Source organism: Polynucleobacter alcilacus (genome assembly GCF_018881545.1).
Taxonomy (GTDB): Bacteria; Pseudomonadota; Gammaproteobacteria; order Burkholderiales; family Burkholderiaceae; genus Polynucleobacter; species Polynucleobacter alcilacus.
This window is the reverse complement of the sequence record NZ_JACVQD010000001.1, coordinates 1,243,858-1,256,576: the sequence shown is the minus strand read 5'-3', so window position 1 is coordinate 1,256,576 and position 12,719 is coordinate 1,243,858. Positions and strand designations below refer to the sequence as shown.

General features: G+C 42.6%; 15 protein-coding genes and 1 tRNA gene. 14 read left to right on the top strand and 2 right to left on the bottom strand.

Going from position 1 to position 12,719, the window contains the following annotated elements; translation table 11 throughout:
- Positions 1-52 precede the first annotated feature (52 nt).
- The 4 genes from ICN45_RS06430 (at position 53) to ICN45_RS06415 (ending at position 3,213) form a co-directional block, all read left to right on the top strand.
- Positions 53-128: transfer RNA gene (locus ICN45_RS06430), tRNA-Phe, on the top strand.
- A 127-nt stretch (positions 129-255) separates the two neighbouring features.
- Positions 256-669: a hypothetical protein gene (locus tag ICN45_RS06425; RefSeq protein ID WP_216174649.1), complete on the top strand. Its 414-nt coding sequence runs from the start codon at positions 256-258 to the stop codon at positions 667-669.
- Between the two features lie 338 nt (positions 670-1,007).
- A complete protein-coding gene (locus tag ICN45_RS06420) occupies positions 1,008-2,123 on the top strand; it encodes an SDR family oxidoreductase (RefSeq protein ID WP_216174648.1) in 1,116 nt (371 codons plus the stop codon).
- A gap of 616 nt (positions 2,124-2,739) precedes the next feature.
- The gene (locus tag ICN45_RS06415) at positions 2,740-3,213 is read left to right on the top strand and encodes a cupin domain-containing protein (RefSeq protein WP_216174647.1); all 474 of its coding nucleotides are present in this window, start codon (positions 2,740-2,742) and stop codon (positions 3,211-3,213) included.
- 158 nt (positions 3,214-3,371) lie between these two features.
- Here ICN45_RS06415 and ICN45_RS06410 read toward each other — a convergent pair whose 3' ends face one another.
- Complete coding sequence (locus ICN45_RS06410; protein WP_216174646.1) at positions 3,372-4,700, bottom strand: carbohydrate porin; 1,329 nt, start codon at positions 4,698-4,700, stop codon at positions 3,372-3,374.
- 230 nt (positions 4,701-4,930) lie between these two features.
- Here ICN45_RS06410 and ICN45_RS06405 point away from each other — a divergent pair, with 230 nt between their 5' ends.
- From ICN45_RS06405 to ICN45_RS06360, 10 genes are all read left to right on the top strand, one after another.
- Entirely contained in the window at positions 4,931-5,296 is a 366-nt protein-coding gene (locus ICN45_RS06405) for a hypothetical protein (protein ID WP_216174645.1), read from the top strand.
- An 82-nt stretch (positions 5,297-5,378) separates the two neighbouring features.
- The gene (locus ICN45_RS06400) at positions 5,379-5,783 is read left to right on the top strand and encodes a hypothetical protein (protein ID WP_216174644.1); all 405 of its coding nucleotides are present in this window, start codon (positions 5,379-5,381) and stop codon (positions 5,781-5,783) included.
- A gap of 250 nt (positions 5,784-6,033) precedes the next feature.
- A complete protein-coding gene (locus tag ICN45_RS06395; RefSeq protein WP_216174641.1) occupies positions 6,034-6,702 on the top strand; it encodes a glycosyltransferase family 2 protein in 669 nt (222 codons plus the stop codon).
- 145 nt (positions 6,703-6,847) lie between these two features.
- Complete coding sequence (locus ICN45_RS06390; RefSeq protein WP_216174639.1) at positions 6,848-7,132, top strand: hypothetical protein; 285 nt, start codon at positions 6,848-6,850, stop codon at positions 7,130-7,132.
- A 339-nt stretch (positions 7,133-7,471) separates the two neighbouring features.
- A complete protein-coding gene (locus ICN45_RS06385) occupies positions 7,472-7,897 on the top strand; it encodes a hypothetical protein (RefSeq protein WP_216174638.1) in 426 nt (141 codons plus the stop codon).
- Between the two features lie 157 nt (positions 7,898-8,054).
- Entirely contained in the window at positions 8,055-8,504 is a 450-nt protein-coding gene (locus ICN45_RS06380) for a DUF1134 domain-containing protein (RefSeq protein WP_216174636.1), read from the top strand.
- A gap of 143 nt (positions 8,505-8,647) precedes the next feature.
- Positions 8,648-9,331 carry a haloacid dehalogenase type II gene (locus tag ICN45_RS06375; protein ID WP_216174634.1) on the top strand — a complete coding sequence of 228 codons (684 nt, stop codon included), beginning with the start codon at positions 8,648-8,650 and terminating at the stop codon, positions 9,329-9,331.
- Positions 9,332-9,490: 159 nt separating this feature from the next.
- Positions 9,491-9,643: a hypothetical protein gene (locus ICN45_RS06370; RefSeq protein WP_216174633.1), complete on the top strand. Its 153-nt coding sequence runs from the start codon at positions 9,491-9,493 to the stop codon at positions 9,641-9,643.
- A gap of 1,001 nt (positions 9,644-10,644) precedes the next feature.
- A complete protein-coding gene (locus ICN45_RS06365) occupies positions 10,645-11,217 on the top strand; it encodes a peroxiredoxin (RefSeq protein ID WP_216174631.1) in 573 nt (190 codons plus the stop codon).
- Between the two features lie 18 nt (positions 11,218-11,235).
- Positions 11,236-11,976, top strand: coding sequence for a sulfite exporter TauE/SafE family protein (locus tag ICN45_RS06360; protein WP_216174629.1), 741 nt, complete (start codon positions 11,236-11,238; stop codon positions 11,974-11,976).
- A gap of 97 nt (positions 11,977-12,073) precedes the next feature.
- Here the strand turns inward: ICN45_RS06360 and ICN45_RS06355 are convergent, their stop codons facing one another.
- On the bottom strand, positions 12,074-12,718 hold the full coding sequence (locus ICN45_RS06355) for a histidine phosphatase family protein (protein WP_216174627.1): 645 nt from the start codon (positions 12,716-12,718) through the stop codon (positions 12,074-12,076).
- Position 12,719 lies beyond the last annotated feature (1 nt).

Below are 12,719 nucleotides of genomic sequence, written 5' to 3'. Positions count from 1 at the left end.
GCCAACCGATTTTCCAGGCTAAAAGACAGTTTCATTTATAATTCCCAGTCTTGGCCTGGTAGCTCAGTCGGTAGAGCAGAGGATTGAAAATCCTTGTGTCGGTGGTTCGATTCCGCCCCGGGCCACCAAGATTTAAATAATGCCCTGCTTTACGCGGGGCATTTTCTTTTGGTCGGGATGTGTAATGCATCGATGTTAAGCTTTGAAAGCAGTAGGTATGTATTTCTTTCAACAGCAAGCCATAAGGAAAAATAAATGAGATTCAAACTTGTAATTGCAGCTTTGGCTTTACTGCCAGCATTAGTATCGGCACAGAACGCCCCAAATATGATTGGCACTTGGACAGGCACATTCAATGCTACTGTTATGGGATCTGCAGCACACCATATCGTACCGAATAAAAAGGATAAGGAAATTTACTTTAATAAAATACCGTTTGCTCTTGAGATTGACCGCCAAGAAGGAATCAATTTTTCTGGGTTATTGACCTCTAAAAATCGTAAAGAAGTTATTCTTGGGGCTATTACCCCCGACTTCCAAGGTGGGGTAATGGTAGACGAGGATGGTACTCATACTTTTAAAATCATTGATCCGACTACTATTCAAAACTGTTATGTGCAAATCTCAAAACCTAAGGTTGCTGCTTGTTGGATTGGCAAAAAACAGTAGTAATTAGTTTTCAGAATCCATACCTCTTTTAATAATGGAGGCATGAATCTTAAATGGTTTAGGCATCCTCGGCCCTGGTTCGATTCCGCCCCGGGCCACCAAGAAACACTAAAACCACCTTCGGGTGGTTTTTATTTGGGCTCGGCGGATCAAGCTCCGTACTAATCAGTGTTGCTTAATAAGACGCGTAGCGAAAATATTTACTGGTGTGATATGCCTTACGATAATCGCTGTAAGCCGCCAATAAGATTTGACATCCTTGTGGTGGTCAAGCGTCGATTTAAACGACTTTTGAGCTACCCATTAGAATCAATGGATTCTATTAGATAGTCGCACTAATGATTTTCCAACCTAAAACACTAATTACTGGAGCAAATGGCTTTATTGGCGGAGCTTTGACGGCCAAGCTTTTTGCTCGTGGTGAAGTTGAGGACGCGATTTTTCTAATTCGCTCATCAAAACCTGAAGAGGGCATGGTGAGGTTAGTTAACACACTCAGAAGTCATGGCATTAAAACAGATCAGTTATTAAAACTTAGGTTAGAGCAGATTCTGTGCGGTGATTTAAATGTTGTGAATCGTTGGATTGATGACCCACGCCTGAACTCCATTGAAAATGTTGTTAGCTCTGCCGCAGTAGCCTCTTTTGGCAATCACCCCTCTATCTGGCCAACGAATGTAGATGGGGTTTTAAATATGGCCCATGGCCTAAGTCATCGGTGTAAGTTAAAAAGATTTCTTCACATTGGTACCGCAATGGCTTGTGGGTTGGATTCACCAAATCCCGTTCCTGAGGGCTATAACCGCGGTAAAAAAACTCAGCATTTTTTAGAGTACACACATAGCAAATATGAAGTTGAGCAACGCCTAAAGGAAGAACTGCCTGATTTACCCTTGGTCATTGCTAGGCCATCCATTGTTGTCGGACATACCAAGCTAGGCTGTAAGCCGTCGGGAAGTATCTTTTGGGTTTTTAGAATGGCGTTGGCACTAAAAGCATTCCCTTGTGCCTTAGATCAGAAGATTGATGTTGTTCCAGTAGACTATTGTGCCGATGCTCTTTATTTGCTTTTAACCAAGCCAAAGCTAAAGCATGACTCGTACCATATCTCAGCGGGAGAAAAGTATTCCTCAAGTTTTGCTGAAATTGATGAAGCCATAACTAAGGCAACAGGTTTGCCTCCGCTGACGAATTATCAGCAAAAGTCATACGAACAAATCCTTAAGATGAAAGATCAATTTAAAACGCTTCTTGGTGAATGTAATCGACGCATTGTGGCTAAAGCAATTAAAACTTATGGAAACTTTTCAACCCTTGAACTTGCTTTTGATAATCAAAGATTGATTGAAGAGGGAATGGGTGGGCCCACTCCATTGGCAAAGTACGCGGGACTTTGTGAGCTAACCAGTAAAGATATTTTGATTTCTGAGCAAATGAAGTTTGATTACAAATAACTAAGACTACTTAATGCCCAAGAAGCAATGTCCTTTAAAAAGACACTTCATGTAGCGGTGGCGAGCACTCCAAGGATGTTCCATCCCTGTGCCAGTCAAGCCTCATGACCGACGCATTAACTACCGAACTCCTTGTGTCGGTCAAATACTTCTTCCAAATCAATCCCATACAAAGGGCATGTTGATTTTGTGAACAAAGTTTTCACATGGTGGGAGAACCAGATGATTTAAAAGCGAAACCGGTCTAGCTGAACGGGTTGAAAATCCTTGTGTCGGTGGTTCGATTCCGCCCCGGGCCACCAAGAATCTCTATAGCCCACTTGTTGGGCTATTTTCTTTTGGGGCTTGGCAGGATTAACTGCCATTAGCCTCGGATATCCCCATCATGAAGCGTCCTTTAAAAGGACACTTCAATTATTCATCCTTGTGTTGGTAATGCCGTTTAAAACGACAATTCATATTGTGCTCAAGGGTTAGTCCTAGCTATATTCCATAGCACTTGGCACTATCTTTAATGGTCGTATAAAAAGCTAATTCAAGATAGTTATCGGTTGGAGTAGACATTAACCACCTTTTGGGTAATTTTTCATTTAAGGTAAAAGACAGGGAGTTCGTTATGAAAATATTGTTAGCCACGCTGTTTACATTTTTATTCTCCGCAACAGTTTATGCAGAGAATTTACCCGGTGGATTTATTACAGTTAAAGAAGATCAGATTGTTTGGAAGACCAATGAAAATGGGGTCAAGCAAGCCACCCTATACGGAGATCCTAGCAAGCCAGGAATTTATGTGGTCCGCAATATTTTTCCTGCGGGAGTAATGAGCGCACCCCATTCTCACGATCAAGATCGATTTGTTACGGTAATCAGTGGGGTTTGGTATGCAGGCATGGGCCCTGAGTGGGATCCAAAAAAGAATATTCCAATGCCAGCAGGTAGTCTGATGTTTCATCCGGCTAACGGCGTACATTTTGATGGCGCCATGGCGGCTGATACCCAAGTGCAAATCATTGGTATGGGGCCAGTGAAGACAGACTGGATTTATCCTAAGGAAGACCGTTTTGGAAAACCGCATAAGTTAAGCCAGTAGGAAGAAATCCTCGGCCCTGGTTCGATTCCGCCCCGGGCCACCAAGAAACACCAAAACCACCTTCGGGTGGTTTTTTATTGCCCCTTTTTATCAACTGTCCTTTAAAAGGACGCACCAGCTTCCCGTCCCTATGTCTGTAGGTGTCGTTTAAAACGACATTACATTTCTATATGGGCTCTTAAGCCAAAGAAATTAACTGGACCACGAGCTGAGTTGTAGGCTGGATTAGCAATCCGTTGATAGTCGGCAGATATGAACAGCTCCTTATAAACCTTTGCGCTATAGAAAGTTTCCAATATTTGTTCTTTCTTATAGCTAAGTGCGCCATCACCAATAAATGCGGCCATACCGCCTTGTTGAAGGTAGGCAATCTGCGATGAAGAGATTCCATTGACTGCATAACCTATGCCCAGCGTATCTTTGGGGCGCGACCAGCTTGAGCCCTTAATGCTTACACCACCTGATAATGACCTACTGATATCTACAGTCTGAGTTTCTGTAGTTCCGGGATTCCAGCTCCAACGACCAAAGACTCCAACATCATCATTGATGGCCTGCTCAATATTGAAGCCATAGCCCCATGAGCTCTGCGCCCCCCTGCGTACGCCAGTTACATCAGGAGTGCCACCAGTCTGCTGAGCCTGATTAATCGCATTTTGGTAGTTGCCCATATAGGCATGTTGTTGGTAATACAGGGCCCTTACTGCGCCAGGCTTACCCCATAGCTCATGTTCATGAGTTAATTCAATTTGATTGCCGTAGTCTTGGCTCATGCTGTAGTCAAGCTGAGCGGTATTCGGAATAGTTGGCATCGCTAATCTTGCCGCCTTCAAAATCCAGTCATCTTGATACCACTCTGCTACAACACCATAGGTATAGCCTTTGCTATCAGCCGCATATCCATAGGCGCCCATAGAGAAAAGAGCAAAGTTCTGAAACTGTGTACGAGGATCGTGACTGTAACTATTTTGATCAAAGAAATCTAATGTTGCGAACTTACCGTAGGTCACCACGATTCTATTTTTATCGAGATTGCCCGCAAGCTGATTAGGCCCACCTTCAATATGTTCTTTGCCGCCGCCCAAGCCAAAGGTTTGACGAATAAACGCACGAGCGGTGTAGTAAATAGGTGGGGCATATGAGCCTTTTTGTAGCTCGCCATTCTGAAATCCACCTAGACCAACAAGCTGTCCATTAAAAGGTGTTCCCTCGAACATCTCTGGGTTCCAATAAACTTCAGCGCCTTCCCAAAGTCTTGCTCCTAAGAACGCTGTAGCACTTAATGTGTAGCTCTTGCCACCACCGCCTTCAGATTTATTGAGAAGGCTGTTTTGTCCATAGTAAGGCGACTTGAAATTATTTTTCTGTTGAACAATATAAGTTGATTGCCCATGAATGCTCCACTGCTCAGTTTCGCCCTCTACAGAAACTGAGCTATCAACCTTAGGTGAGTCACTTACGGGCGATTCAGCCAAAACAGTGGGCATGTCACTAACTGGCGCCTCTGCTCTTACAGCACAAGATAGAGCCCCCAAATAAAGGGCACTAATTAGGCCTATAAAGGCTGTGCGGTTTGTATTAAATGAGAAAAATATCAGAAATGCCAAATATGCTTAATGAGAATTGTTCTCATCTTAGCATACAATTGAGAATGACTCTCAATTGGAAAAATACCCATTAGATGTGGCTTAAACGCCAAATACCTTAGAATCAGCCAATGCGTTTGCTTTCTATTGCTACCTTCATCTTTATATTCAATACAGCTTTTATGCCTACATTGGGGGCGGCTCATGAGCAATCACATCAGACTCAGGAGGGCGTAGTCCAAATTACTTGGAATGATGATCAATCTAGTAATGGCTTATTTCAAATAGTCCACGATGATCACCATGGACAAGCAGGCTCCGGTAACCCAGACCATCATGATGACGACCATCAGTGCCATCACATTTCAGTAGTTGGTATGGTGGGGTCTAGCAATACTTCAGTAGCTCGGGATCTCAAAAGCTACAACGCCATTGAGACACCCCTATCTTTAGAATTTTTCCCTGCTCAAATCGAGTATCCGCCTAGAAACTCTTAAACAAATAGTCCTGGACTCAATCTCTTGCGATTGAGCAGTCCAAATTTGTTTAAGGTTATATATGAAAGCGATAAGAGTTGCTTTGTTTGCTTTAGCTTTTGCTCTAAGTTCTCATAGCTCGGCAGTAAGGTCAGAAGAATCTATTGATGATCATTCGTTAATTTTGTTGGTAGGCACCGCAATGGAGAAAAATACAGTCGATGGTTCTAAAGCCTATGGCACTTCATTGGCTTTAGAATTTACGGCAATTGAACATCAACTAGAAATTGAGATAGGAGGTCAGTATCTGAGCACCTCAAATCCAAAAGAGCTCGGCGGCCAAATCATCTTTAAAAAACCATTTGAGTTCGCGTCAGATATAGAGCTTGGCGTAGGCTTAGGGCCTGCTATCTGGAGGAAAACAAGCTCCCCCAGTAGCGGCCTTCAATCAGGAGTTGCCTTCGTCGCAGATTTTATGTTTTGGACAACAAAGAAAGTCGGGTGGTAACTAAGTCCTAGTTATACCTACGGCATGAGTAGTGGTGCCGAGAGGGTAATCGGGCTTTCAGTGGGATTATTGTTTTCAATGTAAGGATTGGATCAGTCATCCTAGGCCCTGGTCGATTCCGCCCCGGGCTACCAAATTCAAATAATGCCCTGCTTTATATGGGGTATTTTCATTTGGCCTAGATGGGGAATTCCCAGCTTAGATCTTATGAGCACGAATGTCATAGTTTCGTGCTCTAATGCCACTCAATATGATTACTGTCGTTATTGCCTCCTATAAATACGGACACCTTGCAGCCCATTGCATAGAGTCGTTGCTTTCTCAAACAATTCAACCTGCAAGAATTCTATTTGTGGATGATGGCGGTTTTGATTGCAATCATTTGCCAAGCCTTTATCCAGATATTGAATATCTATTAAGACAGGAAAATTTGGGAGTTGTAGCAAACTTTCAAGACATACTGTCCAAGATAAATACAGAGTATGTACTATTTATTGGCGCTGATAATTGGTTGCGTTCAGACGCCATAGAGCGTTTATCAAATGCGAGTACTGATATCGTTACGTACGATATAGTTGTTACTGGCGAATTAAAAGAAGAAATCTTGCTACGGGTTCCTGGTGAGACGCAACCGTATCAGGGCGATTTGTATTGGGATCGCCAAGAACAGCACCACGGATCCATGATGTATCGCACAGCTTTTGGGCAAAAAATTGGCTATCAAAAGAGGTATGAAGATGGTGCTCATCCCCAAGAGGATTGGAATCTCTGGGACAAGATGATTGAACAAGGCGCTACAGTAGCAAGCCTAAAAGAGGGGCTTTTATTCTACAGAAGACACCGTGAAAATTTTTTGAAATATCCTCATGAAACTCTACAGCCACAGAAATTAGATTTAAGTTACGCATTTGAAGAATGAGTAGATAGACAGGGCTGGTCACGAACTCCTGGTCTGATTCTGCCTCGGGTATCAGGCAAGACTAGACCGCCTTTGGGTAACTTTTTCATTTATTCGTTAATATCTGCAAATATCTAGTGACTTATTTTCCCAAGAGGAGCGGTTGATGAAAAAAGTTCTAATCACCTTTTGTATGTTTTTTGTGTTTTCCTCTGCCAATGCGCATCCCCAAGATAGCCTCACTCCAGAGGGGCTTTTGACTTACTATATTAAAGTTTTTAATGAGGAGAATACCGCCGCCCTAGAAGATGTTTATCATTTTCCTAACGTCAAAATCCAAAGCGGTAAATTAGTTGTACAGGAAAGCAAGGGCGTACCGATTGACTATGAAGCCTTAAAAAAATCAGGCTGGAAATATTCGAAAGTTAAAAGTATTAAGCCCTATCCATAGGAGCCAACTCCGCCCTATTAGAGATGGAGTACTCTCGTTATGATGCTAATGGTCAGGAATTTCTTCGCTTAACGGGCTTTTATGTGCTGACAAAGAATGCCGGCTATTGGCAAATCCTGAGCTTCACTAATATCGGCGCTCCAGTTAGAGACACGCCAACGCGGTAAGACAGAGCATCCTCGGATCAAGCTTCTTCCACCCAAGGCTGTCAAGATTCACAATAGCCCACTTGGGAGAGTATTTTATTTTGGCCCTTGAGGAAGATACGAAAGGCCTATGTTAGGATTTGTAAGGAAGCTATTTTTTCTATCCCACCCCAACGGCAAGGATCATCAGAATATGAAACTCTTATTTGCTTTATTAAGCTTTTTAGTATTTTCATCAGCAATGGCACAGCAAGCCCCGAATGTAATTGGGACATGGGTTGGTGAAACCAATGATGCCGTCATTGGGGCCGGCACTCATTATCCAGGCGGCAAAGCAGGTGAAATTCGGTTTTTAAAAGAAAAGGTGAGTTATAAATTTGATAGACAAGAAAATCGAACTTTTTCAGGAATGCTGACAATCCAAGGAAGAAATATTCCTATCGTAGGGTCATTTGCCGGCGATCTTATGAGTGGCGCAATGGCAGACAAAGACGGTATTTATTCATTTAAGTTGACGGATGCCAATAAGATCAGCCTTTGCTTTGCAACAACGTCGGTAAACCCTGCAAATAAGGCAAGCGGCCCTGTAGCAGATTGTCATGATGTAGTTAGAAAATAGAACCTATACATAGACGTCCCAGACCACTAAGAATCACCAAAACCACCTTCGGGTGGTTTTTATTTGTGTTGCCTAAATAACCGGAGTAAGCTTAAGCGAGCAATTTTGCTAATTTTGTAACCCTATTATTTGTGGCTATAGCCAATGGAGAAGTTATATGACAAGCATTCGTAAAATTCTTTCGTTTCTCATTTTGGGATTATCTATTTTAAGTTTTGGTGCTGGCGCCGCAGATGCTCCTAAAAAGCCATCAGGTACAGTAAGCATTAATGAAACCCAGTTTGCTTTAATTGTGGGTGGTAGTACTGGTGGCGGTGTGCTCACTTATCAAGGGAAAAAGTACCCATTCAAAATTAGTGGAATGAGTCTTGGGGCGAATGTAGGTGTATCTAAGTTATCCGCAAGCGGTGAGGTATATGACTTAGCTGACCTGGCTAAGTTTCCTGGAACATTTACTAAGCTCGAAAGTAGCATTACTTTGGGAGGCGGTGTTGGAGGAACAGTTCTGAAGAATGAGAATGGCGTCATTATGCGATTAACAAGCACTTCCGAGGGTCTGCAATTAAACCTCAGCGCTAGTGGCGTCACTGTAAAGCTCGATAAGTAATTAGGGATAAATATCCCTATCCTAGGGAGAGTCCGTCCTGGGTCAAGAGGAAACAAAAATGCCCCGTTAAATACGGGGTATTTTCTTTGGGCTTGATCGCTTTAAATGACAATAGAAATGCAGAATAAAAAGTCGGAGATAGTATGTATAAGCTAATTGCATTTGATGCCTATGGAACATTGTTTGATGTGTATTCCATGGGTCAACTCGCAGAAGAGTTATTTCCTGGGAATGGTCAGTCATTTGCCTTAATGTGGCGTGATCGTCAAATTGAGTACACGCGCCTGGTAACCATGAGCGATCCAAATCCAAATGGAAGTCAATACTACCTTCCATTTTGGGAGCTCACTATTCGTTCCTTACGTTATGTCTGTAAGCGGATGGGTTTAGCACTCACTGCAGAATATGAGAAGCGACTGATGGATCAATATGCCAAGCTTATAGGTTTTGAAGATAGCCTAAGCGTTCTTAAAGCTATTAAAGATAAAGGAATCTCTACAGCCATCCTGTCTAACGGAAGTAAAGAAATGTTAGCTACAGTGGTTGAGAGTAATGGCTTGCAACCTTACCTAGACAAAGTAGTCACTGTTGAAGATGTTCGTCTGTTTAAAACCGCACCTCAGGCTTACGAGCTCTTGTTAAAGGCATTCCCCGTCAAAAAAGAAGAGATTCTTTTTGTTTCTAGCAATGCTTGGGATGCCCTGGCCGCTAAGTGGTTCGGCTTTGATGTATTTTGGGTGAATAGACTGGGACACCCTTTTGAGGAGATCGGTAGTAGACCCGATTACGAAGGTAATGCACTTGGGAAGGTGCTGGAGGTCATTTGAGGAGTACTTTATTGGCCCGGGTTTTATATAAATTAACTTAATTAGAAATGATATTTGAGAGTTGAGTTATTTAGATTTAAAATGACCCTTTATAAGAACCTTCCAGATTTAGTCCTAATACCCTGGCTAAGACTGGCTAGCCAATAAAGGATTGTTAGAATGAAAAAAATTAACCTAGCCTTCTTACTATTTACGGTAACTATTTTGTTGGGGGCATGCGCTGGAGCAAGCACTATGTCTCCAGTTGGCGTTAATTGTTTGACTGGGATACCTGTCCAAGATAAAAATCCTGACTGTACTGGTGGGGGGTGATGGTTTAGATATTGGATGTTTAATGTCTGTATGCGAGAATATATGGCGAAAACTTTTTGGAGCGCGAGTATGAAAAAAATATTGAGGCTTACTTCCATAGCATTACTGGTGGCAGCCCTGAATGGATGCTTAGCCAGCACATATTCACCGGTTGGGGTTAACTGTGACTTCAGTAAGGAAAAGCCCATTTCAGAGATGCCATTAGACTGTCAGGGTCGATAAGGGGCAGTTCCATTTTCTAAAACCACCTTCGGGTGGTTTTTATTTGCGGAGCACCATTTTTTTGTGAGCCGTTCTAAGACTTGCATATTTTTGAATTAGCAAATTGTGCTAAAAGATTTTTCCGAACATCCAATTCAAAGCCAGGCGATACAGCCAAACTCATAAAGCTGAATGAAGCTTGATTTACTGGTTCAGCTACAAACCAAGTGCTTACTGAAATGGGATCCTGCAAAATTTTTGAGTTTAAGCCCAGCGGAATACCTTTAAGAGATATTTTTCATTGCCAAAAAGGGGATTAATAAATCGCAGCCTTGGTCAAACAGCTAATTTTGATCGGATTTAATTCTGTGCCAAGATGAGAAATCATCACCTAGAAGAAGGTAGTACATGCTACTGTAGGTACTCTTGTCAAAACTTTTCACTCTTAATAATGGCCTTGAATCGATACATTTCTTTATAAAAGCCACCATCAGGATGCGCTTCCAGTCCGGGTCGTTAATAATTGAGTGAATTTCTAGTGCATGCTCTTAGGATATATAGATGAGATTGTGAAGTAGTGCGTATATCCATTCTATATTTATCAAGGTTAAAATTTGGGATGCCTAAGGGGGTTTTATAAATCTAAAAGAACCATCTTTTGCCAAGAATGACATTAATTGCGCTTATGAGGGCGTAAAGTTAGACATCTTGAAGACATTAGATCAATTAAAGAAACTCTATCCGAGGCAGGCTTGTCCGGGGATGCTTTTAAATAGTCGTAAGAGTACCGAAGGAAAGTAATGACCAACTTAAATCAACTCCCTACAGATCTTCCTATTCCAGAGGATGATGGCTCTACCGCTCATTTAAGAGGCATGAAACTTCCAGATATTTCATTGACCGCTACGAGTGGCAAGACAATCAATCTGGCTAATATCAAAGGAAAGCTGGTTATTTATTGTTACCCAATGACGGGCCAACCCAATATTGCGCTCCCAGACGGCTGGGATCAGATTCCTGGGGCAAGGGGATGCACGCCTCAGAGTTGTTCATTTAGGGATCACTATCAGGAGCTACAGGCGCTGGGTGCAGAAGTGATTGGCCTTAGTGTACAAACTACTGATTATCAAAAAGAGATGGCCGATAGACTGCATTTACCATTTCCGGTGGTGAGCGATGCCGATTATCAATTTCAAAAAGCATTAAATATGCCTACATTCCTTGCTGCTGGCATGAAGCTGCTAAAGCGAGTTACCTTGATTGCGCATAATGGGGTGATTGAAGCGATTCATTACCCTATTTTTCCTAGCGATAGTGATCCGGCATGGGTAATTGACTACTTGAATACTCACAATTCAAAAGATAAAGATTAGAGCGCTCATTTTTTAAGCATGATTCTTTCAGATCTTTTGCTTCAGGCCTTGGTATTAGGCTTTCTAGGCCTTGGCGCTGGCGTTCTGGGTGGGGTAATTGGTTTTGGCACCACGATTATCTTGATGCCGGCGCTGGTATATTTCTATGGGCCTATTCAGGCAATTCCAGTAATTGCTTTAGTAGCAACCGTCGCAAACCTCTCCCGTATTTTTCTCTGGTGGAGCGCAATTAATTGGAAGGTTTGTTTTGTTTATAGCCTTACTGCAATCCCTGCAGTGATATTGGGCGTAAATACTTTAGTGACACTAAATGATCAGCTTGTTGAAATTACCCTCGGACTTTTTCTAATCCTATTAATTCCGATTCGCAGATGGATGCGCAGAAAAAACTTTTATTTAAAGTTATGGCAGATGAGCTTGGTGGGTGCTGGCATTGGTTACCTAACCGGGATTGTTGCCACGACGGGGGCAATTAATACCCCATTCTTCTTGGCTTATGGACTCACCAAGGGTGCCTTTTTAGGCACAGAAGCAGCTAGCACGCTATCCATATTATTTACCAAGGGCATTACCTTTCATCAGCTTGGATTCTTAAACACAACTGCCATTATTCAGGGCTTGTTGATTGGCAGTTGTGTAATGGTCGGTTCTATATTTTCTAAGAAGATTGTTTTAGCCTTGCCAGAAAAAAGATTTCTATTGTTGATGGAGCTGGTGATGCTGATTTCTGGCATATCTATTCTAGTCATGGCTATCTAGAGGTATTCGCCTAAGCCATTGGCTAAACTACCAAGTTCGTAGCGACTGTTTTGAGAAGAAGGGCGAGTGTAAATCCGCAGCAGGTACAAATGCTCTTTTATAGATCTATATTATCCAAGGCGAGATCTTTGAGGTGGCGAGTGTCTGCCCAAGCGTTAACTTTCCAGCCAGCTCCATCGTGGCTAATCCAATTGAGCGATGCATTTGGAACGGTGACGGCTTTTTCAGTATCCAAGGCCTGATTGCTCGCAACGCGATACATCATCTCTAGCGTACCACCATGGCTTACTAACAAAATAGTTTTACCAATGTGCTGTTGACGAATTTCTTCAAGCGCCATTTGAACACGCTGAGCAAATTGCAGAATACTCTCTCCACCACGCAAGTCTTGATGAATATCTCTGTTGAGATGGCTTTGCCAAAGCTCTGGTTCATGCTGTGGAGCCTCATCCGTAGTAAGCCCTTGAAGGATGCCGAAGTGGCGCTCTCTTAGGGCGCTGTGAACTATTGCTGTAGTTGAATAAAGTACTTCAATCGCGTGCGCTGTTTGTTTAGCGCGCTGAAGGTCGCTTGTATAAAGAACATCAAACTGAAGATTGGTGGCCTTCAGTGCATACGCCATTTGCTTGGCCTGCACTAAGCCACGAGCATTTAGATTGATATCAGTATGACCCTGAAGACGACGCGCAGCATTCCAGTCAGTCTCCCCATGGCGTACTAAGCAAAATCGAGTTGTAGTCATA

Bases quoted from the DNA above. Each gene is read 5' to 3' on its own strand.
- ICN45_RS06425 (WP_216174649.1), top strand. From the start codon at position 256: ATGAGATTCAAACTTGTAATTGCAGCTTTGGCTTTACTGCCAGCATTA.
- ICN45_RS06420 (WP_216174648.1), top strand. From the start codon at position 1,008: ATGATTTTCCAACCTAAAACACTAATTACTGGAGCAAATGGCTTTATT.
- ICN45_RS06415 (WP_216174647.1), top strand. From the start codon at position 2,740: ATGAAAATATTGTTAGCCACGCTGTTTACATTTTTATTCTCCGCAACA.
- ICN45_RS06410 (WP_216174646.1), bottom strand. From the start codon at position 4,700: ATGCCCACTGTTTTGGCTGAATCGCCCGTAAGTGACTCACCTAAGGTT.
- ICN45_RS06405 (WP_216174645.1), top strand. From the start codon at position 4,931: ATGCGTTTGCTTTCTATTGCTACCTTCATCTTTATATTCAATACAGCT.
- ICN45_RS06395 (WP_216174641.1), top strand. From the start codon at position 6,034: ATGATTACTGTCGTTATTGCCTCCTATAAATACGGACACCTTGCAGCC.
- ICN45_RS06390 (WP_216174639.1), top strand. From the start codon at position 6,848: ATGAAAAAAGTTCTAATCACCTTTTGTATGTTTTTTGTGTTTTCCTCT.
- ICN45_RS06385 (WP_216174638.1), top strand. From the start codon at position 7,472: ATGAAACTCTTATTTGCTTTATTAAGCTTTTTAGTATTTTCATCAGCA.
- ICN45_RS06380 (WP_216174636.1), top strand. From the start codon at position 8,055: ATGACAAGCATTCGTAAAATTCTTTCGTTTCTCATTTTGGGATTATCT.
- ICN45_RS06375 (WP_216174634.1), top strand. From the start codon at position 8,648: ATGTATAAGCTAATTGCATTTGATGCCTATGGAACATTGTTTGATGTG.
- ICN45_RS06370 (WP_216174633.1), top strand. From the start codon at position 9,491: ATGAAAAAAATTAACCTAGCCTTCTTACTATTTACGGTAACTATTTTG.
- ICN45_RS06365 (WP_216174631.1), top strand. From the start codon at position 10,645: ATGACCAACTTAAATCAACTCCCTACAGATCTTCCTATTCCAGAGGAT.
- ICN45_RS06360 (WP_216174629.1), top strand. From the start codon at position 11,236: ATGATTCTTTCAGATCTTTTGCTTCAGGCCTTGGTATTAGGCTTTCTA.
- ICN45_RS06355 (WP_216174627.1), bottom strand. From the start codon at position 12,718: ATGACTACAACTCGATTTTGCTTAGTACGCCATGGGGAGACTGACTGG.